Origin of the sequence: Lentibacillus juripiscarius (assembly GCF_042685205.1) — a bacterium.
GTDB lineage: Bacteria > Bacillota > Bacilli > Bacillales > Amphibacillaceae > Lentibacillus > Lentibacillus juripiscarius.
Map to the genome: position 1 here is coordinate 1 of NZ_JBHUNA010000027.1, position 22,583 is coordinate 22,583.

Here is a 22,583-nt window from a genome sequence, read left to right on the forward strand (position 1 = left end):
AAATTACAAGGAAAACCTTATATAGCGGTTTCACAAAGGGTGTTGCATTTACTATTGCAATTTAGGATTAATAAGTTTATCCTCTATAGCCGACCCTTCATCTTCATCCAGCAAATTATTAAGCATAATGGAAAAAATAAGCTTGTCCCCGCTGTCCGTCTCCATATAACCTGAAAGTGTACTGACACCGTAAATCGTTCCGGTTTTGGCCTGGACATTTTTATCTTCCAACCGATAGCGTAATGTTCCACCGTTCATCCGGGCAGACGCACCGGCAACTGGCAGTGCATGCAAATACGCCTCAAACCAGTCCTGCTCCTGTACAGCAAACAGCAGTTTCGTTATTTCGTTGGGCGGCAGCAAATTAACATGTGAAATTCCCGATCCATCCCTTATCAAGAGGGTCTCCGTGTTCATTCCAAGTTTCTCCATTTCTGCTTCTACCACTTCCAGCCCTTTTTCCCAGCTTCCTACTCCATGAACGACCTTGCCCATTTCTTTCACGAGCATTTCCGCATGGGTGTTGTTACTTAATTTCATGAAAGGCACGAGCAAATCAGAAAGCGGCATGGACGCATGTGTATACAGTGGCTCAGTATTCGCTGGGGCCACCCCCGTTTTCACCTCGCCAGTCCAGCTGATGCCATGCTCTTTCAATGACTGCCGGAACAAATCCATCGCATATCCGGTTGGTTCCCAGACAGCCATCCATTCCTTTACATTCGCTGCATCAGCAGGAATGGCTCCTTCAATCGTAATCGTATTTTCCCCATGCACACGTTCCAGCGTTAAATCCTCTTCCCCATCGGCGGCAATTGTTTTTGCCTGATTTTTCACCTGCACATAATCTGTATCCGGACTTACGGTCACATTCGGTTTTTCCCCAGCATTTCCGGGACTTACTTCAACAATAACCGTCCCGGCATCATAGTCTTTATCGGGTGATGCGGTCAGTGCAGAAATCTGCGCGCCATAATACCAGTGCTCATCACTCCAAATTAAATCGGGGGACAAGCGTACATCATCATACCAGGTGTCATCCCCAATAATATCTCCGTCAATCACATCAATTCCGTTTTCTTTCACCTTTTGGGCAAATGTGTCAAAATCAGCAGGCAATAATGTCGGGTCTCCCTTCCCTTTTAGAAAAAGATCCCCATTCAATCGATTTTTTTGAGTCGAGCCATCTGCGATCACCTCCGTTGAAAACGTATAGTCCTCCCCCAGTACGGAAAGCGCTGCAGCCGCGGTCAGCAATTTCATGTTGGAAGCAGGCCGCATCCGGATATCCCCCATATGACTATAGATTTTTTCACCTGATGTCGCATCCCGAACGCTGATGCCTGCGATAGCCCCTTGCAAGTTCGGTTCATTCTTGATAAACTGATCCAATTTTTCCCCCATCGTACGCTCTTCCCCTCTCTCTTCAGCCGAATCGCCTGGTTCATGCCCCGTGGCCACAATAAGTGCTAATACACATAAAAACAGAAAAAGCGCCCCAAAGCTGTAATGTTTTGCTGTCAATTTCGTCACTCCATTTTGCTGTTGTTTAGTAGTTCGTCATGAAAGTGCAAGAATCCTTTTTCTCATTGTCTTTTCCAAGTCATACACTTGAAAAAGGATTATTATACCATCGTTGAAAATAAAAAAGTCACCCATATGGATGACTTTTCATCATTTTACATCATTTTGGAAATAGTTGAAGGATCAATTTTCCCTTTTTTCTTTGTCAGTGTATCCACAATCATATCTTCTGTACGCTTGGAAACTGGTTTATTTGCCATTTTCGATACTTGTTTAACAAGCTTCCGCACATTTTTCTCATCCGATAAATCAGTACTGTTCAACGATTGAGCCAATCTTTTAATCTCATTACTGTTAACGCCCGTTTTCTGTTCCGCTTTTTTCAACATATCGTCCATTCTCTCACCTCCTGATTTTTATTTTTAAGGCCGTGTTCAAAAGGAGGATAACAAGCCTCTAAATGAAGGAAAAACCTCAGCTGCGGAGGAACAGCAAGGCTTTTCCATATTTATAAAGGAGGTTATTTTAAAGCATCACACAAAGATAACGGCGGTGGGATTTGCACGAATCATCCAGTATTTCTCCTCTGCATGGGCTACCCCATGCAAAGGAATTTGGCTGGGGCTGTGTTTAGTAGCCACCGCCATAGCCACCACCCATTGGATAGTTACTTCCAACGATGATGAGCAGGATAAACAGTACGACTAACAATACGAAACCGTTTTGGCCACCTGCGAAACTCATGAATGGTCACCTCCTTCGTTCATTCTAAGTTATCTTATGAGTAAATCTTTTAAGAGACAGGGCGTTTGTAAGAGTTTTAGTAGAAAAGGGCGAATCCCCTAATCAACAATTGTCTCCCCCCATCGGATAGTTACTTCCAACAATAATTAACAGGATAAACAGTACGACAAGCAAAACGAAACCGTTCTGGCCGAATCCTCCTGTTCCGGCTCCGCAGCCATAGCCTGATCCGTAACCATAGCCGGCCCCATAGCCAGCACCGTATCCTGATCCATAGCCGCCGCAGCCACAAGGATTAAACCAACCCATAATTTACTTCACCACCTTTCATCTTTACTGACACTTTATGTAAAAAAATCCTTTTCCGATTAGTCCATCTGTCCCGATTAAGTAAAAAAAGGCGGCTAAGATGACTAGGCTATGGATCGCATTAGAACCACTCAGGCATTGCTGGTCTTAGTAGCGAGTGCTTTTTTATAGAAAAAAGTCGTAGTTTTTCTTATAAGGGGTTGTCAAAAAGTTCGGTGAAAATGACACTTTGATAGAAGGCTAATAAATTGTAAAAAAAGAGCCTCATGTAAGAGGCTCTTTTCACGTTGAGGTTAAGTGAGAGCTTACTTTCTGGATGGTCTACTCACGATTTATGCTGAATCGCCAGGGTGAAATTCATTTTAGTAGCCGTAACCGCCACCCATTGGATAGTTACTTCCAACAATGATCAACAGGATAAACAGAACAACGAGCAATACGAAACCATTTTGGCCGCCTGCAAAACTCATAAATTATTTCCTCCTTGTGTTATTATTCTATGCGTTTTTCTTTGAAGTGACAAGGCGTTTGTAAGAGATTCGCCAGAAATGTGCGAATCCCTAGCAATCAACGTCTCCACCCATTGGATAGTTATTTCCAACAATGATTAACAGAATAAACAGAACTACCAACAGTATGAAGCCGTTCCCGTATCCTCCTTTTCCGGCACCATAGCCACAGCCAGAGCCGTAGCCGTAACCTGCTCCGTAACCATAGCCTGCTCCGTAGCCTGCTCCATGGCCGCAGCCGCAAGGATTGAACCAACCCATAATGCATTTCACCACCTTTCATCTACACTTCTACCCTATGTATAAAAAGTATTTCCGTTTAGTACATCTGTCCCGATTCAATTAAAAAAAAGGCGGCTATAACAGACTAGACTACTGGGCCGTGCTCACTGCTCGTCTTAGTAATGAATACCTAATAAAGTGAAACTTCAATCAGTGGGAGTTGACGTACAGGACGTGCTAGTTAATGCGTGATAAAAAAGAGCCTCAAGCAAGAGGCTCTTTTCCCGTTGAGGTGAAAATTTGAGTGAGTGCTGGGGTTGATTGGTTAGTATACTATACGCTTTTATTGCTGGTTTGCCAGGGCGAAGTTCCTATAAAAGCCAGAAAAAGGCTTTTGTCTTCTGAATTTCTAAATTAGGTTGTTCAAAAAGTCCGGTGAAAAGGACCTTCGAACTTCTCGGTCCTTTTTATCCTCCTTTTTGAACACGCACTTAATACATATTAGTAGCCACCGTAACCGCCACCCATAGGGTAGTTGTTACCAACAATGATTAGCAGGATAAACAGAACGACGAGCAATACAAAGCCGTTTTGTCCTCCAAAACCGCCTGCAAAACCCATGAATCGACACCTCCTTACTAACTATATACAATATACTATGATTGCTTCCTGTAAGAGGCAGGGCGTATGTTGAGATGGTAAAACAATTGGGGAATATGTCCCAAAGACACAAAAATGAGCCCCAATAAGAGGCTCATTTTTTTGAGTATTCAACTGTTTCCCATGAACGTGTTCAACTGCCGGATAGCACCTCAAACTGCTTTCCTGGCAGGCTCGCTCTTTAATCTTCTAATTCAGGATCGACTTTTCGGTCAATTGTTCCTTCCTTATAACCGTCTGAAACCTGCTCATGTGTTACCGCCATGCCTTTTTCAAACTGCGTGTCTTCCTGGTAATTGGATGGCTCATAATCTTTTTCAGCAACTTTCCGGCTGTCTTCCGAGCTAACTTTGTTTTGTTTTTTTGGCATACGAAACCCTCCACACAAGAATATTAGTCATGTTTTATTGTGCACAGGTTCCGTCTTTTTACATTAACCTATATTTACCAAAGGAAAACTTCCAAAATTTAAAAAATCAAGCGTTAAAAAAAGCCGGCAACCCTTGCACTTATACTGGATTACCGACGCTACAGTATCACTTCATTTTCACATATTTGCTTCCACAATCCGGTTTGGGTGGGTATAGACATTCATTTTGGAACCTCTGGCAAAACCGATGACAGTAATTTGCAAATCATCGGCCAGCCGAAGCGCCAAATCTGTTGGAGCTGACTTGGAAAGAACAATCCCGGCACCAATCTTGGATATTTTTAAAAGTACCTCAGATGACAGCCGTCCGCTGAATACGATTAGTTTATTCTTAACACTGATTCGACTGCGCAGCATGTGGCCGTAAATTTTATCAAGGGCATTATGCCGCCCGATATCCGTCCGGACGGCAAGAAGACCATCCGGTTCTGCCAGCGCTGCATTGTGAACACCGCCGGTTCGCATGAATTGCTCCGATTGCTGCTGCAATTCTTCCATCAGTTTATAACATTGTTCAACAGAAATGGACAGCCTACTGTAAACCGTTTTGGCCGTTTTAGCGTCACTCTTAAAATAAAATTGCCGGCTTTTCCCACAACATGATCCAATAAAACGTTTGGAATGGTCATTCCGACTGTCGTCCAGTGTTGTATTGACCGTAATATAGGCAAACCCTTTGTACTCATCAACGGACATGCTGGTAATCTCATCTTGGAAGCGAATAATTCCTTCTGCTGCGAGGAAACCGGTCAAGAGATCGGCCACATCCATTGGAGAGCAAACCATCGTTGCAAATTCATCCCCATTTAGAACAATGGTGAGCGGCCACTCACTGGCAATTTCATCATCTTTGACAGCAGGTTCTGTCCCGTTGAACTGGACGACTTCCCAGGCATATTCTTTCGTATTGTCCATGTCATCACCTTCTGCCTTCCCTTCCGTTTACACGATATCCGCACATACACTGTACCATTCTATGCCACGTCCGGCAGACACTTCACGGTTCTTTTATTATTCGATTAATTCTGTCATTTAAATTTATCATGAATGCGCTGCCGTTTCAATCATTGCCTTTCACTCGACACGATTAGTTTTTTCCACTTAAGAGTGTCTGCTGGACCCGGCAGCCACATCAGCTGCCGGCAAGGTCAATTAGCTGGAATCTCGCTTTATTTCTCCCATCATTTCTTCTTAAATTTCGAAAACAAAGGACTGACCTGGCTGTAGAGCTTTCCGACTTGCTGTGCTGTATGAGTGATTTTGTCGATATCCAGATTTCCTTCCGAATCACGGAATTGGTTGATCAGATTTTGCTTCACGGGAGATTGCTGCTGCATTGGTGGCCTTGGCCGACCCATAGGCGGGTGCGGCGGACGCGGAGGCGGCATTGGTCGTCTTGGCCGATCAGGGTACATAAATAAATCACCTCCCTTAAACCAGTTTATTATAGTTTATTCAAACAGGGGCATGAATGAAAAGGTATTTGTCTATTTAAAGAGGTTGTTCAAAAAATCCGGTAAAAATGACACTTCGAATTTCTTCGTTAGCTTGCTTTTCCGCTCCTTGGAAAAGAAAAGCCCTTTTCCTGCGTGCGATGCGGATTCAGGGGAGCATTCCTTGTGCTCATGTATTAATTTGCATACACTCCGCTACTCGGGAGCTCGCGCTGCCTCGAAATTCTTGGTCCTTTTTATCCTCCTTTTTGAACACGCAATTAAATGAAAAACCCCGTAACATCCCCGGAAATTACAGCATATAGTACAGGATGAACGATTGATTGAGGTGCAGGCAACATGACTGTTATTCGAACGGATAAGTGGCTTTTGGATTACTATGAGAAGCCAGTAGAACTATGTCGAAAACTGAAAGCCCAATTTCACGAAGATGCCCGCCCCGTCGAAATTCACCAGCACCTAGGCACACACGGGATGTACCAACGTCCACCCAAGGATGGCGGTGACGAATGGATTGGGCATCTGCAGGAGAACGGTATATGGCAAATTGTAAGGAAGGAAGAACGACGGCTCCAAAAATGGTGGAATGGACCGGACGTCCCGATTTTCATTTTCCCCTCTGATCCGTACAACCGTAAGCTTTTGAAGGATCAAAACGGAAAATCCGGCCTGGCGTTTCCGGATAAATTATTTTTATTTGTTTCCGAAGAAAACGCAGCCAACGAAATACGGGCACTGTTCACCCATGAATACAATCATGTATGTCGTCTGAACAGCTACAGCAAAAATATAGATGATTACCAGCTGCTTGACACGGTTGTACTGGAAGGAATAGCCGAAAATGCCGTACGGGAAAGATTCGGTGAAACGTATACAGCTAACTGGACAGCGTATTATCCGGATGGGAAACTGGAGAAACTGTGGAGACATTTCGTATATCCGAACCGGCACGCCCCCATCTTCAGCCGCATTCATCAGGAAATACTGTATGGCCATGGTTTTTTTCCTAAAATGACCGGCTATAGCGTCGGCTATTACCTTGTCAAGAACTATATGGATACCCACCAGGCAACAGCTCCCGATCTTTTGGATATCGAACCGGAAATCATCATCGAAAAAACAGACGGAGGATAATCCCCGTCTGTTTTTTCATTTTCCTTACCAGAAAAATGGTAAGAGAGCGAGTGCGGCAATGGCTCCTAGTGCTATTCCATAGCCACCATATCCACCATAGCCATACCCGCCGAAACCATAACCGCCATAGCCCGGACCATAATAGCCGTATCCAAAACCACCTAAGCCGGCTCGACGACCCAGAGGCTGTATATACACCCGATTCCCATCAACATAACGGATAACTCCTTTATGAATGCATCCATCACGGGTTCTTATCCGGACCGGTCTCCCTTTATACCGGCAGCATAAATCGTAATAATGCTGTACTGACATACCTTCACCTCCAACCCTTCATATGCAGCATACACCATCCTATGCAGGAACGCCCCACCCAGCAAGGGACAACTATACTGGGATAGGAGTGGAATCTTAAGACGGGCAGTAGGCAATCCATCCATATTAGCATTGGTACTGGTGCCTATTTCCGCCTATTTAGGGCATTACCCATATCAATCTGCTATTGCCTACATATAGTGTTAACAAATGATTTTGGAGGTGCTTTTGAATGAGTGAATATGTTGGTGGAGAAGGCTACGGTGGAGGCTTTGCTTTAATCGTAGTACTATTTATTCTGTTGATTATTGTCGGCGTCGCTTACGTTGGCTACTAAAATAGAAAGCGGTACATTACGAATATAAGGAGGAATTCAAATGGGTTTTGAATCTAAGTGCGGGTGCGGCGACCAAGGTTTTGGTGGTTACGGTTTCGGCAGTCACGGCTTTGGTGGTCACGGCTGTAGCTATGGCGGTCCAGTTGCAGGTGCCGGTTACGGTGGATCAGTTGCGGGCGCCGGATATGGCGGTGGTGGCTATTGCCATGGTGGCGGCAACGGATTTGCGCTAATTGTCGTCTTATTTATTCTGCTTATCATCGTTGGGGCAGCCTGGTTCTAATCAGTCCAATTAGCAGAGTTAAAAGGGTGCTGGAAAGTCTTCCTGCACCCTTTTAGTGTGTTACATATAGAATTCTATCAACTTCAGGCTGCCAGCAGTTACATTTAGTACGACATACCTTCTTCCAGATCCACTGTGAACGTCTCTGGCCCAGTCGGTCTGTCACTGCCGCCGGGCGGTTCCACACTCGTCTTGATTCGTTTAAACTGTTGGACATCCCTGCCTCTGTACAAAACTTTCACAGACCCATTCTCAATAGGCAGCGGTTCCCCTTTGACATCGTCATTCTCATCAATCATCCATAACTGGTAATGACGGTCATTCAATTGGAACAGTCCATCAATCTCAACAAGCATCTCCCCGGTAGTGTTGTTGATCCATATGTTGCCGGATACATGGTCAAAGCGGGATACTGGAATGATTTCCAACTGTCTGGTGTTTGGTTTTTCCTGAATACCAGCCTTATGGATTGCCTCATTATATACTACTTTTTCATTCGTGACCGTCCGTGTGCCATCAGTAGTAATCAGCCCAGCCGTTAACAGGAGTACAGCTGCAGCACTGCCCATCAGATAAGCGGGTTTAAATTTTCGTTTCATTGCAGTCTTCTTGTCTTCCTTGGCAAGGCTTGCATCCAGTTTTTCTTTAATCGTATCCGGTGGCTGTACACTTCTTTCTTCATTCATATCGGACAGCAAAGACTCCCAGCTTTCCAGGATGCTGCGGCATGAATGGCATTCATCTGTATGCCGGATGACAACCGTCTTTTTGTCTTCGCTCAAGTTTCCAAGCGCGCAGTCAATTAGCACCTGTTCGGGGATATGATCATGAAATGCCATCCTTCTCACCCCCATTGGAACCAATGATGCCGAGTATTGCTTTTTGTTTGCGCAAATTATTCAATCCATAGCGAATCAGCGATTTAACCGAGCCAAGCGGACGATTCATCGAACTGGCTATTTCCTTATGTGTTTCCTCCTGAAAATACGACCTGAAAATGGCCTCCCGCTGTTCCTGCGGTATATGTTTCAATGCTTCGATGATGATGTCTTTTTCAAGTTGGGAAAGAAATTGTTTGTCCGCACCTATCTCTTGGCCTGACAACAATTCCTCCAGATGATCCCGAAGGAGTGGTTTCCGCTTGCGCAACCGATCAAGTGCCCTGCTTTTTGTCCTGATTGCAAGCCATGATGCCACACTCCCCTTTGATGCCTTGTATTGACCCGCTTTTTGATAAACTTCCAGAAATACATCATGGCTGACATCCTCTGCCTCCATTCTGCTGCCGGTCATATGCATAGCAATTTGAAACACAAACGCACGATAGTTTTCATAAAAACGATCAAAGGCGCTTCGGGAACCTTTGGCGATTTTCTTTAATAACCGGATGTCCTCTCTGTTTTCTTCCACGTTATCCGCCTCCCCTAAACCGGCGAAAAAAATTCATTATTAATGAATGTAACAATTTTTTTGCCAACAAACAAATCCAAAATAAAACCCCCACCGTATCATAAATGAAAAAACATAACAGGAGGTTTTGAGAAATGGGAAGGAAATTACTGTCTACAATTACATTGGTCATGCTTTTAATCGGTACCATGCCTGGGTTAAACCGGGTACAAGCTGCGGGTGGAGTCACTCTGTTCACCCCTTATACGGGCCTGTCCGTCACACCCGGTGAAACGATTGATTATCAGGTTGATGTCAAAAACAGCAGTTCATCCATACGGAACCTTACATTCTCGGTGGAAGGCTTGCCTGACGGGTGGAGTAAGACAATTACAGCAGATGGCAGGGATATCCAGCAGCTGTCCGTCCAGCCGGATGGCAAACAGCAGATCAGTCTGGAAATAACTGTACCGCTGGAAATAGAAAAAGCGGATTATGCCTTCACTCTAGTGGCGGATGGTGAAGGAAGCGGCCATGCTGAATTGCCGTTTGTGACAACCGTTTCCGAGCAGGGAACATTTGAAACAGAATTGACGACCGAACAGCCAAATATGGAAGGACATGCCGACTCTACATTTTCCTACAGTGCGACGGTGAAAAACCGGACAGCCGAAAAGCAAAATTATGCACTTAGTTCAGGTGCACCTGAAGGCTGGGGAGTCACTTTCAAATCAGGTGGTGATTCCATTACATCAGTTTCACTGGAACCAAATGGATCAAAAGATATTACGGTTGACGTGACACCACCGAAAAATGTGAAAGCAGATACGTTCCAAATTCCAATTAAAGCCGCCACAAGCAATACATCGGCCGAGTTGAAGCTAGAGGCGGTCATAACGGGATCGTACAGTATGAAATTGACAACACCTTCCGGCAAAGTGAGCACGGATTTGTCAGCAGGCGGCGATAAAGTGGTTGACCTGGTTGTGAAAAATAACGGGACAGCCGATCTTACCGATGTCAGCATAAAAGCTTCCACTCCACCTGACTGGGAAGCGGAATTTGACAAAAGTACCATATCGACCATTAAAGCGGGTGAAAAAGCTACGGTAAAAGCCACTCTGACAGCGCCGGATGACGCCATTGCCGGTGATTATGTAACAACTTTTACTGCCGAGACAGCCCAGGTATCATCCAAATCTGATTTCCGGGTCTCCGTGGAAACGTCAACCCTTTGGGGTTTTGCAGGCGTACTCATCATTCTAGCGGTTATAGGTGGGCTGTATTACATTTTCAGAACATATGGGAGGAGATAACCTATGGCTCAGCCGATCATTGAATTGAATGAAATAACCAAACAATACGACGATCAATTTGCGGTTGATCACTTATCTCTGTCCATTAATAAAGGGGAAATATACGGGCTGCTTGGTCCAAATGGTGCAGGAAAAACAACAGCCATCCTGACCATGCTCGGTCTCAGTGAACCGACATCCGGGACTGTACGGGTGTCCGGGATCAATTCCACCCGCCAGCCGATTGAAGTAAAACGAAGAGTCGGCTACCTGCCGGACGACATTGGCTTTTATCATCACATGACGGGAATGGAAAACCTGCTGTTCACCGCAGAATTGAACAATATTTCCAAAAAGGCGGCAAAAGAGCGGGCAGCAGATTTGCTTGAGAAAGTAAATCTGACAGAAGCTGCTGATAAGAAGACAGGCAAGTATTCCCGCGGGATGAGACAGCGGCTTGGACTTGCGGATGTACTGATGAAAAACCCTGAAGTTATCATTCTCGACGAACCAACGCTTGGGATTGATCCGGAAGGCGTCAGGGAATTGCTGCGACTGATTAAAGATTTGAATGAACAGGAAGGGATCACCGTGCTCCTGTCCTCACACCACTTACATCAGGTGCAGCAAATCTGTCACCGGTCAGGTATTTTTGTGAAGGGAAAGCTGCTTGCTGAAGGTGACATCGAAAGTCTTGCTAAACAATTATTTGTGAAAGACAGGTTTATCATCCGAGTGTCGGCAGATCCAATCAATGATCCTCTTGTTCAAAAAATCAGCGCCATTGACGGGGTCAATAAAGTGGAAAATGAGCGGACACACCTGGATATTTACTGCAGCAAAGATGTCACACCAGCAATCAGCCAAGCAGTTGTCGAATCCGGAAGTTCACTCCGCGGGCTGAATAATATAAATTTCGGGCTTGATGAAATTTATCACCGTTATTTTGAAGGGCGTGAGCTCCATGAATCTGTCTAGACCAATGGATAAACTTAGAAGTTCTGTTCGAGGAGAGAGGAATAGCGTGCAAACAAACCGGAATGCTTTTTTAGCCCTAGTGCGAAAAGAATTCACGGATAATATCAAAAGCTGGCGGATTATTATTCTTCTGGCCATCATTACATTGACCTGTTTTGGGTCCTTGTACACGGCCGTTACGACAATTCAGGACGCTATCAGTCAATCGGAAAATGCCCAGAAAATAGGGAAAGATTCCTACTTGTTCCTGAAACTGTTTACCGTTTCCGACGGTACGCTGCCAACGTTTATCACGTTTGTCACATTCCTGGGTCCTTTATTGGGTATCGCTCTCGGCTTTGATGCTATTAATTCGGAACGGAATAAAGGCACACTCAGCCGGCTGATGTCTCAGCCAGTGCCGCGCGATTTTGTTCTGAACGCGAAATTCGCAGCCGCACTGCTGCTGAATGTTGTGCTGTTTTTCTCGCTTGGGTTCCTCGTAATGGCCCTTGGCATTCTGATACTGGGAATACCGCCAACGTTTGAAGAATTTGCCAGGATCTTCTGCTTTCTCATTCTATGCATCACCTATATTGCCTTCTGGCTCAACCTTGGCATTCTGTTTTCAGTCGTATTCCGGCAGGCGGCAACATCAGCATTATCTGGAATCGCTGTATGGATTTTTTTCAGCGTATTTTATAATATGATTGTCCGGCTGGCTGCAAAGTCTATATTTACATCCGGAAGCATCACCAGTCCACAGCAAGCTATTCAAGCACAGGGAACGATGCTGAACTTCATGCGGCTGTCACCCAATTATTTGTTTAGTGAATCGACAAACACTCTGCTTTCACCATCTGTTCGGAGTCTCGGTCCATTGACAACCAGACAGAAAGCAGGCGCCATCCCAAGTCCGCTGCCGCTTGACCAGAGTCTATTACTGATCTGGCCACAGCTGACAGGCCTAATCGCAGCCACCCTTATCTGTTTTGCGATTGCCTATATGCTTTTCATGCGGCAGGAAATCCGCTCCAATTAACGATGCCTGCACTAAAAACGGGACTGCACTTATAATAAAGGCAGTCTCGTTTATTCTTGCTATAAGTGCGTGTTTAAGAAGGAGGATAAAAGGGACTGGCAGGCTCAGCTCATCACGTCTTGTGACAACGCCTGCACTAGCACGTCCTGTGCGTCGAAAGTTCGAGGCAGCGTAGCTTCGAGTAGCGGACTTCCACAGGATGTGGTGACTTCTGCGTTCCCCACAGGATCGGCATCGGAATCAACCGTTTTCGGGTAAGAATCGACCGAAAAGGGATGAGAATCAACCGTTGTGAGCGAAGAATCGACCGTTCGGCATCGGAATCAACCGTTTTCGGGTAAGAATCGACCAAAATGGGATGAGAATCAACCGTTGTGAGCGAAGAATCGACCGTTCGGCATCGGAATCAACCTTCTTCGGGTAAGAATCGACCGAAATGGGATGAGAATCAACCGTTGTGAGCGAAGAATCGACCGTTCGACACCGGAATCAACCGATTTCGGGTAAGAATCGACCGAAATGGGATGAGAATCGACCGTTCGGCATCGGAATCAACCGACTTCAGGTAAGAATCGACCGAAAAGGGCCGTTTAGCAGAAGGTCCTTATTTCAATTAATACATGAGTAACGGAAAGATGTGTCATTTTTACCGGACTTTTTGAACAGCCTCTATAAACTATAAAGATGAGGTGCTGTGATAACTGAAGCTAATAGAATCAGCCACGTTCAGCTCCAGCACCCAGCGACTAGTGGACTTCCTTCACCTCCGTACGATAAGTCAACAGCGGTTCACTTACGTTCATCGTGTTTCCTTTTCGCTCTCCAAGCATAAGATTCACTTTGACTTTCGCCACTATTGGCGATAAGTCAAGTTCATCTAATCTACTTCGGCTCAGTCCAGTCCATACGTCGCTAAACGGGCGCTTACGCTTTTGTTCTATCATCATTCAGCTGGCTGGGCATTTCCATGGATCTGGCGTACAATCTCTTTTTCTTTTTTAGGCGGATGCAGAAATAGTGCCAGAATCAATGCAATGACCGACAGGACCGTGCTGCCCATAAAAGCCCATTCAAAACCTGATACCTGTGCCTGCTTTTCTATCAGTTCAGGTGTTGTGGCTGCCTGAGGATCGAAGTTTTTTGTTCCCATTGCAACCAGTGTCACGAGAATCGCCGTGCCAATCGCTGCAGAAATTTGCTGCAGTGTATTAGCCACTGCCGATCCGTGCGCATACCATTTTGGCGGAAGCTGGTTCAAGGCAGACGTCATTACCGGCATCAGCGTGAAGGACAAGCCAAACATACGAATCGCATAAATAACCGATAGATATGTGAACGATGTGTCGATCGACAGCCGTGTAAACATGAACGTCGTAACCGACACGATGCTGAGACCAATCAGTGCAAGCCATTTTGCACCAAACTTATCAAACAGCCGTCCGGTAATCGGGGACATAATTCCTATCACAACCGCACCAGGCAAAAGCATTAGCCCCGACTTCAAAGGCGAAAAACCAAGGGCGTTTTGCATGAACAGCGGCAGCAATGTTTCGGCCCCAATCAGCGAAACAAGCACCGTCATCGTAATAATGATAGCCAGTGTAAAAATCCGGAATTGAAACACCCGAAACTCGAGCATTGGCGTATCCAGAACGAGCTGACGCCAAACGAATAACCCAATCACCACTGCCCCTGTAATGACTGATGCGAGCACAATGGCACTGCCCCATCCATTTTCTGAAGCAATGCTGAATCCATATAGAAACAAACCGAAACCAAAGGACGACAGAATAATTGATAACACATCAATTTTTGGCTTCCGTAAATCAGTCACATTACGCAAAAAGAGAGCTGCAATCGTAATGGTCACAGCCACAATCGGCAGCACCGTTATAAACAGCGACCGCCAGCTGTAATGCTCGAGCAGCCAGCCGGACAGTGTCGGACCAATCGCCGGACCGAATGCTATGACAATCCCAATCATACCCATTGCCGTTCCGCGCCGTTCAACGGAGATGACTGCCAGCAGCACCGTCATTAGTAATGGCAGCATAATGCCAGAACCAGCTGCCTGGATCACCCGTCCCAGGAGGAGAACGGGATAAGCGGTTGCAACAGCCGCTACAACAGTCCCGCTTCCAAATAGTCCAATCGCCGTTAAGAACAACCCCCGTGTCGTGAACCGATCAATCAAAAATGCAGATACGGGTATCATGACACCGTTTGTCATCAGAAATGCGGTTGTCATCCACTGCACCTTTGCCTGTGAGATGGAAAACGCATCCTGAATGGATGGAAGGGCTGTTGCCAGCAATGTTTCATTAATAATTCCCATAAATGCGCCTATCAATAAAGCAGCAATCATCAGCGCTTTTTGCTTTGGCTGCAAATCCCAAGAGACTTCTGTTCCACTCATGTCAAATCCCCTTTCCATATTTCCCAAGTTGATAAAATCTTTGTAAGCCGGTTTTTGAGATTTGGCCGGCGATAAAGCTGCTGAAGCAGTGCATCAATCAGAAATTCCCGTGGGTTATCCTGATCTAGTTCTTCCATCAGCAGTTCAATTGTCTGCAATACCTTATCCTCTGCATGATTTCTTTCAGCAGTATCTTCTACTATTACATACAGTTCCTTCAAATCTTCCTTCATGATCGTCATCTGGTCAGATGGGCTTCCGGAGTGTACAGGCATCACTGGTGACAGACGTTCCCCATTTTCAGCAAGAACATGAATACAATCCACAACAAAGTCCCCCAGTCTTTCCGGTGACAGATTCGCACCGCGCCAAATAATCGCCATTAAATAACTGTGGAGAATCCCTTCCATAATAATGGTCAAGTCCCTGGCCAAATTTTTTGTATCGGAACCAAATGCCTCCATAATTGCGTACGTGTGCCACTGCTGGTGATCATAGTGAATACGGTTTAGGAATTCAGGCACCGAGCCCTTTTCATGCGGCGGGAATTCCGTCATCAGCGCATAAAAAAACGATCGGTACTCCATCGACTTTTCCAGTTCAATCGTAATTTTCTTTTTCAATTTTAAAAGTGGCTGATGGGAAAGACCTTCTGCATAACGGTCCGCTTCCGTGAACATCTCATTATAATAACGCTGCAGCAATTGCAGAATCATCGTCTCTTTGGAATCAAAATGCTTATAAAAAGCGCCTTTTGATATACCACAGGCGCTAGTGATGTCCTCAACAGAAGTCGCATGAAAACCGTGCCGCTGAAACAGTCTAACAGCTGCATTTAAAAGATCATCGTGCCGTTGTGCCATCTCCGAACCCCCCCTTTGTGACCAACGGGTTACTTCTAGTGAACAAGAAGTCACCAGGATATCATAGCACGTTTTTATGGGTGGTGCAACAAATGAGATATCGTTTATGGAGCGGGGTTGATATGGCGGGAATGATCAGGAAATTCCACTTTACCCGGCTTCCGGATCAGTCCATGGAGCGCAAAAAAACCCGGGTACTATCCCGGGCTTTCGCATGTTTTGCTGTTTTCTAGTGACGCATATGTGAATCGCCGATAAAACGCCCAAAACCGCTGTATATCCCGTCCAAAAATCTCACAGGAGGGCACCTTTAAAATCACCTATCACACAAATCAATGTACTCTCAGTCCTGAACTTTCTCCAAATAGTCTTTCAGTACATGCACTGTCTGGACACAATCATTTAAGTCAGACCATTCGGCCGGATTATGGCTGATACCGTCTTTACTTCGGGTAAACAGCATTGCAACTGGCCACTTGTCACCAATGATCATCGCATCATGCCCCGCACCGCTTGGGAGCTTATATGGCTTGATATTTTTCCCGCGGAATGATTCCTCAAGCAAGTCCTGTTTTTGCTCATCAATTGGTACAGGAGGCGTGCGCATTTTCTCAACATGTTCGACTTGGACATCGTGGCTGGCTGCAATTTGCTCCGCTAGCTTCAATACCTTATCAACCAGTTCGTCCCTTGTATCGGCATAAATATCACGGATATCGGTATAAAGGGTGACGCTGCCAGGAATAACATTGACCCCATTCGGGTGCACATCCAGCTTTCCAATGGTTGCAACAGCTGAATCACTAACCGTTCCAGGAAGCTTTGGAACTTCAGCCACAAACGAACCGGCAGCACTAAGCGCGTCTCTGCGGTCTGTCATCGGTGTGTTCCCGGCATGACCTGCTTCCCCTGTAAAGGTAAATTCCATCCAGCACGGCCCGGCAATGCCTGTAACTATCCCGCACGGCAGCCCTTGCTGTTCAAGCCGCTTCCCCTGTTCAATGTGCGCTTCGACAAACATTTCAATTTCGTCCGCGTCACGTTCGGCCGCTGCATAGCCATCCACTGTCAGGCCAATCCCTTCCAGCACTTGTTCAAATGTTTTGCCATCCTGATCGACTTGCTTTAATTTTTCATTCAGATCACCCTTGCCGACAACTGCTTCACTGCCATGCAGCCCGCCATTAAACCGGGAGCCCTCTTCATCGGTAAACACCGCAACTTCGTATGGTTTCTCAGGCTGATACCCAGTTTGCTTCCACGCTTCAGCCACCTCTAGAGCAGAAAGGACACCTACCACACCATCAAAATGTCCACCGTTAGGTACTGTATCGAGATGGGATCCGCTGACAATAGCTGGAAGGTTGTCCTGTTGACCAGCCAGTCGCCCGAAAATATTGCCTGCCCCGTCTTCACGCACCTCAAGACCGGCTTCACGCATCCACTCAGCAACTAATTTTTTTGCCGCTTTTTCCTCGTCTGAAAACCCAGGACGATGTGAACCATTTTCTTCGGTCAGTCCGATTTCAGACAACGCATCAAGCCGCTTTGCCAGCCGCTCACCAGAAATGCCATTCGTATTATGAACTTTGTCAAAATCCGCAATCAGTTTATCATACAAAATCCCCATTCCAATAACTCCTCCTTAACTATATATAAAAGCATAATACCACCTATATATATAATACCATGCTTTTTACTAATGCTGAATTGAATGGTATCATTATCTACCAGGGAATTTTTGAGGTCAAGACTTTTTCATTTTTAAAACCTTGAATCGGGACAAATCCAGATTCAAGGTTTGCCTTCGGGGGAACTGAATCATGAAACGCGGGTACCCAAAATCCAGCCCTAAAGCAGTCACTTAAGCAAATCACGTCCATTCTGCCAGCGCTTCTGCATATGTGTTTCCAGTTCTCCGGTATTCGCGTTGATATAAAATGTTTCATTGAGTACGTGGTTACGCACTGCTATTTTCCACATTGGCAGATAAGCCGGGAAAATATCCCTTATTTCATGCCTGGGCTTTTTTAAAATATAGGAGCGGTTGATCTGCTTGTCTTGAACATCGTGCACATATTTTTTAGCGGTATCTTCATCCGGAATGCGCATGGGCACAACATCAGCTGACATCTCTTTACACTCCTGTAGCGGGGGTATCTTGGAAAAGACACCCCGGTACCCTGACACAGCGTCAACGAACACCATGTTAGGGATCTTTTTCGGGGGAAAAGGCGGCCGGTCAGCTATCACCAGTACTTTCGCAATCCACATCGGGTGATAAATCAATGTGCATTCCTCAGTGTGCTCCCGCAAATACGTTTCATCAACATACCGTTTCCACTTCTTTCTGAGACTAAGGGACCTGTATACATACCTATACGCCTCAGTTTCTGAAATGGTAAGTTTATCCCCAATTCTTGTCATCGTTGTGTTCTGTTCCTTCATGAATTTTAGCCCCTTCACTTCCGTAATCGTTAATTGAGATGCGTGTGATAGTGATCGACCTGATCCTGAATGGCTTTGGACGGCGGTTCTGTCATCAGGCTGACTACAATCAAAAGCAGCAGAGAGACTGGTGCGGCAATGATTGGCTCAGCGTTTGTCGGAAGCCATTGCCCGACAACAAGTATCAAAAACACGATGACACCCCCCAGCATCCCAGCCAATGCACCTGTCGTGTTCGCACGTTTCCACCAAAGACCCAGCACAATCGGAAAGCCAAAGCCTGATAAGAGAAAGCCGCCTACCCAGCCGACCATGATTGCGATAAGGCCAGGCGGATCAATTGCAATCAGAATGCCGACAATACTGGCAATAATCATTACTGCAAGCCCTAAACCGGTTACAAAACGCTCCGTTGCTTTCGGATTGATATGTTCTTTGTAAATATCATGTGCAATCCCTGCCGAAATGGCCAGAAGCATCGCATCGGCCGATGACATAATGGCTGCCATCAGCCCGGCCAGCATGATACCGCCCAGAATCGATGGAAGATACTGCTCAATAACCGAAACAAAAATCATGTCTTTATTCGCCAGCGTATCTACAACACCCATGCTTGCGCCGGCGGAAGTAACCATAAATCCACCAAGAAACAGAACTAAATAAATCAGACAAGCCCACATTGCCGATCGGCGTGCCGTTTTCGCATCACGTGAAGCAAAATTACGCATAACAACAGATGGAGATATAATACCAAACCACAAAAAGGCAATAAACAGACCAAAGTACGACATCCAGGGCTGCGTAACATCCCCAAAAGCCGGATCCGCCGCGAGTGCATCATTAATCAGTGCAACAAATCCATTATGATCAGCCAGAATGAACAGTGCCAGGATGACAATCCCAATCAGCATGACCGCACCCTGAATCAAATCTGTATATGTGATGGCCCACATACCGCCAAGGGCAGCATAAAGCGTAAAACCAAGCCCAAGAACGATTACCGCCGTCTTATAATCTATCCCAAGCACATGGGAACCAATCAAGCCAGACGCTGTCAGCTGCGGGACCATATAAAACGTCATGCCAACAACGACAATCCCGGCCGCAACCATTTGAACGGAATTCCCAAACCGCTGTTTAAAGTATTCCGGGAGCGTTTTCACACCTGCCCTGCGAATCTGTCCGGAAACCAGAAACATAGAAAATGGAAGAATGGCAATGACACCAAAAGCATACGTAAAAAAGTAAGGTACACCCATCGCAACACCTGAACCCACTGCCCCCATCAGTGAACTGGAGCTGGCAACCGCAGCAAAAATAGCAAAAGCCCCAACAAATGTATTAATGCTTTGCCCGGCAGTAAAGTAATCATTCTCCGACTGACGTGCCCGGCTATAGAAATAAACTCCAAATAGCGTCATAGCTATCAGGTAAATCAGCAGAATAATAGACTCCGTCACTTGCATATGCGGTCATCTCCTTTCTATCGGTTTTACGAATCGTTCGTTCCTTCGATTTGTTCAATCCATACAGCATAAATAATTGCCAGCAAAAACCAAAAAAACAAACCGATAAACATCAGCCACCCAACCAGCGATACACCGAGCCAATAGACGTCGGTCGGCCACCAGATAAAGACAAATGCAGCATAAATAACAAGTACAGCAGTTAAAATGAGACCCGGATCCTGGAACTTGGAACGTGATGCCATTAAAAAATCCTCCTCTCCAATCCAAAATTTTTTAATACTAAATATACTGAAATTTTATCAGAAATATGAAGAAAATTACAATAAAATGAGAACCGTGGGCACTTAGCGGATAGCTAACTTTTAGCAAACCGAAATCTGCCCCATGGATAATATCGGTCAAAGCTGCCACAATCATCAGAATCAGCTAGCGGTAACGTGCATATGAACCGAGAGCCACTCCTGGGATGGAACCACAGGAAAAGCCAGTAATCCATCGATTGGATAACCGGCTTTCGCCTCCAACACTCTCTTTCTCTATAGCTCTTTTTCCATTAATGAAGACACTTCATAAAAATCAAGTTTCTCATATAGTTTTTTTGCATGGTTGCCTTTAAACACATTTAATTGTACTTTTTTATAACCTTCTATTTTCAACTGTCTGCACGCTTCCTTGCATAATTCACCGGCAATTCCCTGTTTGCGGTAGCGTGGAATAACATAAAGTTCCGGAATGATCCCGTGCATTTCATCCAGTAAAAAGTTAAAAGTCTTTCCAATACCAATCCAGCCTTTGACCTCATTATTTTCAGCATGGACGAGATAATACCCACCAGCCGATAATATCTGGGACACCATTTGGATTACTTTTTCCCTGTTTGCTTCAACATTTCCCACGGTCGCTTCCTTCTTTACGATCTCTGAATGATCTTGTATCATTTGTAATTCGCTGGACGTGGCTTTTCTGATTACCATTCTCGTTTCCCCCCAGTAATTCTTCCAACTATGTTTTTCTCAAATTCATTCTGCCTTTGTTTTCAATACTATACCATTTTATGTGAAAACATGAATTTGGATATTCCCTTAGTCCCTAATCTATCAGTGCCAAAGAAAGTACAAGCCCTGTGCTAGAGGAACAACCGATTATCCTAAGAGTCAATTCATCTAAATAAATAATCTGGGGAAAGGTATACTAATAACAGTATAAAAACGGATTGGAGGTGGAATACAATGTCAGACTTTTGTCCTGTTGTGTGGCCGGAAGAACCAACTCCTGAACACCTTCAAACATGCAATGAATGTGGCCTTGACAAACATGGATCACGTATGGTCTGGGGTGAAGGCAATCCTAATGCACCCATCATGGTAATTCTTGATAATCCAGGAGCTCGTGAAGATCGCGAGGGAAATCCATTTGTGTGCGGGACTAGACAAACACTGCAGAAAGCTGCCAATCGTGCAGAATTATGCATGAAAGACATATATGTGACTTTCATTTTAAAAAGAAAACCTGTGCGAGCCTACAATAAAGAAAAGGCCCGTCAAACCTGTATGATTCACCTTCAGCACCAGCTACAGGTCAAACAGCCCGCCTTTATCTTTTGCTTAGGAAACACAGCAGTCCAATCGTTTTTCCAAGATCCTGATTCCGATGTGAAAACTTTACGTGGGTCCACACACTATGTAAAAGGGTATCGAACAGCAGTGGGGTACCACCCACTAGCAGCAAGACGCCGCCCTAACCTGTGGCCATTATTTGTAGAAGATTGGATGCATGTCGCCAACCACTACAACTCATACGAATAATCCATTCCCTTGTTCTGTGCAATCCTTTTTAGTTTATAATGCTCTTTTGATACACACAATTTGACAACGGGATGGCCGAATACGCCATTTTTTGGAACCTTCTATATTTGACATTACCTCTCAGCAAATGAGACCTATTTATTTTTGAATTAAAACTTCCCCCCTTCCTGGCTAATCGGCATGGAAAGGAGGGCTGTCTTGCCTCACTGCCGGAAAAAATTCCCAGCCGAGCAGCATGGGAAGGGGAGGTTACATCTGCGCAAAGATATCCGGTCTTTAAATGCTTTCTTTGCTACCTGAATTCTGTCTTGGCAGCTAGAAGTATTCTCAAGACCCGACGTTCGCTGCCCTCATTTTTGACGAGAGAAGCACGCTCGGGACCATTTTTGACGGTAGATATCCTTATTTGGGTTTCGAGAAGCACTCTCGGGACCTTTTTTAACGGTAGATATCCTCATTTGGGTTTCGAGAAGCGGTCTCAAGACCTTTTTAAATGGTAGATATCCTCGTTTGGGTTTCGAGAAGCGGTCTCAAGACCCTTTTTAATGGTAGATATCCTCGTTTGGGTTTCGAGAAGCGGTCTCGAGGCCTTTTTTGACGGTAGATATCCTCATTTGGGTTTCGAGAAGCGGACTCGGGACCTTTTTTAACGGTAGATGTCCTCATTTGGGTTTCGAGAAGCGGTCTCAAGACTTTTCTTGACGGTAGATATCCTCATTTGGGTTTCGAGAAGCGGTCTTGAGGCCTTTTTTGGCTCGCGTCACACCTATTATTTCCGACAGAAGCAAAAAGATATCTGTCCCGCAGACAGCTATTCGAATCTCACATCTTCCATTCCATTCAACAACACGGTACATAAAAAAATCCAGTGTACGAAAGAATTCGTACACTGGATTTTCGTTTTGCCTGGCGGCGTCCTACTCTCGCAGGGGCAAGGCCCCAACTACCATCGGCGCTGGAGAGCTTAACTGCTGTGTT

The 22,583-nt window shown here is 45.4% G+C and carries 27 protein-coding genes and 2 pseudogenes; 8 read left to right on the top strand and 21 right to left on the bottom strand.

The genetic code is table 11. The features are described 5' to 3' along the window. Positions 1 to 51: 51 nt before the first annotated feature. The 10 genes and pseudogenes from dacB to ACFSUO_RS12310 all read right to left on the bottom strand — a co-directional run bounded on the left by dacB (position 52) and on the right by ACFSUO_RS12310 (position 5,813). A complete protein-coding gene (gene dacB / locus ACFSUO_RS12265) occupies positions 52 to 1,524 on the bottom strand; it encodes a D-alanyl-D-alanine carboxypeptidase/D-alanyl-D-alanine endopeptidase (protein ID WP_382394483.1) in 1,473 nt (490 codons plus the stop codon). 155 nt (positions 1,525 to 1,679) lie between these two features. Next, on the bottom strand, positions 1,680 to 1,922 hold the full coding sequence (locus ACFSUO_RS12270; RefSeq protein WP_382394485.1) for a stage VI sporulation protein F: 243 nt from the start codon (positions 1,920 to 1,922) through the stop codon (positions 1,680 to 1,682). A gap of 232 nt (positions 1,923 to 2,154) precedes the next feature. Then, entirely contained in the window at positions 2,155 to 2,268 is a 114-nt protein-coding gene (locus ACFSUO_RS12275; protein WP_382394487.1) for a YjcZ family sporulation protein, read from the bottom strand. 102 nt (positions 2,269 to 2,370) lie between these two features. Next, positions 2,371 to 2,577 (bottom strand): YjcZ family sporulation protein, encoded by a 207-nt coding sequence (locus tag ACFSUO_RS12280; protein ID WP_382394489.1) that lies wholly within the window; start codon positions 2,575 to 2,577, stop codon positions 2,371 to 2,373. Between the two features lie 362 nt (positions 2,578 to 2,939). Continuing rightward, positions 2,940 to 3,047: a YjcZ family sporulation protein gene (locus ACFSUO_RS12285; protein WP_382394491.1), complete on the bottom strand. Its 108-nt coding sequence runs from the start codon at positions 3,045 to 3,047 to the stop codon at positions 2,940 to 2,942. A gap of 90 nt (positions 3,048 to 3,137) precedes the next feature. After that, a pseudogene (locus ACFSUO_RS12290) lies at positions 3,138 to 3,236 on the bottom strand (YjcZ family sporulation protein); the annotation flags it as partial. Between the two features lie 573 nt (positions 3,237 to 3,809). Beyond that, positions 3,810 to 3,929: a YjcZ family sporulation protein gene (locus ACFSUO_RS12295; protein ID WP_382394493.1), complete on the bottom strand. Its 120-nt coding sequence runs from the start codon at positions 3,927 to 3,929 to the stop codon at positions 3,810 to 3,812. A 220-nt stretch (positions 3,930 to 4,149) separates the two neighbouring features. Then, a complete protein-coding gene (locus ACFSUO_RS12300; RefSeq protein ID WP_382394495.1) occupies positions 4,150 to 4,338 on the bottom strand; it encodes a YozQ family protein in 189 nt (62 codons plus the stop codon). A 177-nt stretch (positions 4,339 to 4,515) separates the two neighbouring features. Further along, on the bottom strand, positions 4,516 to 5,313 hold the full coding sequence (gene fdhD, locus ACFSUO_RS12305; protein ID WP_382394497.1) for a formate dehydrogenase accessory sulfurtransferase FdhD: 798 nt from the start codon (positions 5,311 to 5,313) through the stop codon (positions 4,516 to 4,518). Positions 5,314 to 5,579: 266 nt separating this feature from the next. Beyond that, positions 5,580 to 5,813 carry a YppG family protein gene (locus ACFSUO_RS12310; protein WP_382394499.1) on the bottom strand — a complete coding sequence of 78 codons (234 nt, stop codon included), beginning with the start codon at positions 5,811 to 5,813 and terminating at the stop codon, positions 5,580 to 5,582. Between the two features lie 378 nt (positions 5,814 to 6,191). On the opposite strand from ACFSUO_RS12310, the gene ACFSUO_RS12315 reads away from it, so the two are divergent. Beyond that, positions 6,192 to 6,986 (top strand): DUF2268 domain-containing protein, encoded by a 795-nt coding sequence (locus ACFSUO_RS12315; RefSeq protein ID WP_382394501.1) that lies wholly within the window; start codon positions 6,192 to 6,194, stop codon positions 6,984 to 6,986. A 24-nt stretch (positions 6,987 to 7,010) separates the two neighbouring features. Here ACFSUO_RS12315 and ACFSUO_RS12320 read toward each other — a convergent pair whose 3' ends face one another. Next, on the bottom strand, positions 7,011 to 7,301 hold the full coding sequence (locus ACFSUO_RS12320; RefSeq protein ID WP_382394503.1) for a hypothetical protein: 291 nt from the start codon (positions 7,299 to 7,301) through the stop codon (positions 7,011 to 7,013). 232 nt (positions 7,302 to 7,533) lie between these two features. Between ACFSUO_RS12320 and ACFSUO_RS12325 the strand changes: the two genes are divergently transcribed. Then, positions 7,534 to 7,638: a YjcZ family sporulation protein gene (locus tag ACFSUO_RS12325; protein WP_382394505.1), complete on the top strand. Its 105-nt coding sequence runs from the start codon at positions 7,534 to 7,536 to the stop codon at positions 7,636 to 7,638. Positions 7,639 to 7,846: 208 nt separating this feature from the next. Continuing rightward, positions 7,847 to 7,921, top strand: a pseudogene (locus ACFSUO_RS12330) (YjcZ family sporulation protein); the annotation flags it as partial. Positions 7,922 to 8,025: 104 nt separating this feature from the next. Here the strand turns inward: ACFSUO_RS12330 and ACFSUO_RS12335 are convergent. Both ACFSUO_RS12335 and ACFSUO_RS12340 read right to left on the bottom strand, forming a co-directional pair. Next, entirely contained in the window at positions 8,026 to 8,760 is a 735-nt protein-coding gene (locus tag ACFSUO_RS12335) for an anti-sigma factor domain-containing protein (protein ID WP_382394507.1), read from the bottom strand. Further along, positions 8,747 to 9,331 (bottom strand): RNA polymerase sigma factor, encoded by a 585-nt coding sequence (locus ACFSUO_RS12340; protein WP_382394509.1) that lies wholly within the window; start codon positions 9,329 to 9,331, stop codon positions 8,747 to 8,749. Before ACFSUO_RS12340 ends, ACFSUO_RS12335 begins: the two co-directional genes overlap by 14 nt. Before the next feature lie 134 nt (positions 9,332 to 9,465). On the opposite strand from ACFSUO_RS12340, the gene ACFSUO_RS12345 reads away from it, so the two are divergent. The 4 genes from ACFSUO_RS12345 (at position 9,466) to ACFSUO_RS12360 (ending at position 13,232) form a co-directional block, all read left to right on the top strand. Then, on the top strand, positions 9,466 to 10,626 hold the full coding sequence (locus ACFSUO_RS12345) for a COG1470 family protein (RefSeq protein WP_382394511.1): 1,161 nt from the start codon (positions 9,466 to 9,468) through the stop codon (positions 10,624 to 10,626). A gap of 3 nt (positions 10,627 to 10,629) precedes the next feature. Then, positions 10,630 to 11,583 carry an ABC transporter ATP-binding protein gene (locus tag ACFSUO_RS12350; protein ID WP_382394513.1) on the top strand — a complete coding sequence of 318 codons (954 nt, stop codon included), beginning with the start codon at positions 10,630 to 10,632 and terminating at the stop codon, positions 11,581 to 11,583. A 4-nt stretch (positions 11,584 to 11,587) separates the two neighbouring features. Then, a complete protein-coding gene (locus ACFSUO_RS12355) occupies positions 11,588 to 12,604 on the top strand; it encodes an ABC transporter permease (RefSeq protein WP_382394515.1) in 1,017 nt (338 codons plus the stop codon). 457 nt (positions 12,605 to 13,061) lie between these two features. Continuing rightward, the gene (locus tag ACFSUO_RS12360; protein WP_382394517.1) at positions 13,062 to 13,232 is read left to right on the top strand and encodes a hypothetical protein; all 171 of its coding nucleotides are present in this window, start codon (positions 13,062 to 13,064) and stop codon (positions 13,230 to 13,232) included. 118 nt (positions 13,233 to 13,350) lie between these two features. Here ACFSUO_RS12360 and ACFSUO_RS12365 read toward each other — a convergent pair whose 3' ends face one another. The 8 genes from ACFSUO_RS12365 to ACFSUO_RS12400 form a co-directional block, all read right to left on the bottom strand. Continuing rightward, positions 13,351 to 13,548: a hypothetical protein gene (locus tag ACFSUO_RS12365; RefSeq protein ID WP_382394519.1), complete on the bottom strand. Its 198-nt coding sequence runs from the start codon at positions 13,546 to 13,548 to the stop codon at positions 13,351 to 13,353. Next, a complete protein-coding gene (locus tag ACFSUO_RS12370) occupies positions 13,548 to 15,020 on the bottom strand; it encodes an MDR family MFS transporter (protein ID WP_382394521.1) in 1,473 nt (490 codons plus the stop codon). Before ACFSUO_RS12370 ends, ACFSUO_RS12365 begins: the two co-directional genes overlap by 1 nt. Beyond that, complete coding sequence (locus ACFSUO_RS12375; RefSeq protein ID WP_382394523.1) at positions 15,017 to 15,883, bottom strand: TetR/AcrR family transcriptional regulator; 867 nt, start codon at positions 15,881 to 15,883, stop codon at positions 15,017 to 15,019. The genes ACFSUO_RS12370 and ACFSUO_RS12375 overlap by 4 nt, the downstream gene beginning before the upstream one ends. 343 nt (positions 15,884 to 16,226) lie before the next feature. Next, positions 16,227 to 17,513, bottom strand: coding sequence for a M20 family metallo-hydrolase (locus ACFSUO_RS12380; protein WP_382394525.1), 1,287 nt, complete (start codon positions 17,511 to 17,513; stop codon positions 16,227 to 16,229). A 230-nt stretch (positions 17,514 to 17,743) separates the two neighbouring features. Further along, a complete protein-coding gene (locus ACFSUO_RS12385) occupies positions 17,744 to 18,331 on the bottom strand; it encodes a hypothetical protein (protein ID WP_382394527.1) in 588 nt (195 codons plus the stop codon). A gap of 29 nt (positions 18,332 to 18,360) precedes the next feature. Then, positions 18,361 to 19,797 carry a sodium:solute symporter family protein gene (locus tag ACFSUO_RS12390; protein WP_382394529.1) on the bottom strand — a complete coding sequence of 479 codons (1,437 nt, stop codon included), beginning with the start codon at positions 19,795 to 19,797 and terminating at the stop codon, positions 18,361 to 18,363. 26 nt (positions 19,798 to 19,823) lie between these two features. Next, a complete protein-coding gene (locus ACFSUO_RS12395) occupies positions 19,824 to 20,042 on the bottom strand; it encodes a hypothetical protein (RefSeq protein WP_382394531.1) in 219 nt (72 codons plus the stop codon). Between the two features lie 294 nt (positions 20,043 to 20,336). Continuing rightward, positions 20,337 to 20,774, bottom strand: a complete 438-nt coding sequence (locus ACFSUO_RS12400) for a GNAT family N-acetyltransferase (protein ID WP_382394533.1) — start codon at positions 20,772 to 20,774, stop codon at positions 20,337 to 20,339. A gap of 255 nt (positions 20,775 to 21,029) precedes the next feature. Between ACFSUO_RS12400 and ACFSUO_RS12405 the strand changes: the two genes are divergently transcribed. After that, a complete protein-coding gene (locus ACFSUO_RS12405) occupies positions 21,030 to 21,605 on the top strand; it encodes a uracil-DNA glycosylase (protein ID WP_382394535.1) in 576 nt (191 codons plus the stop codon). Positions 21,606 to 22,583 lie beyond the last annotated feature (978 nt).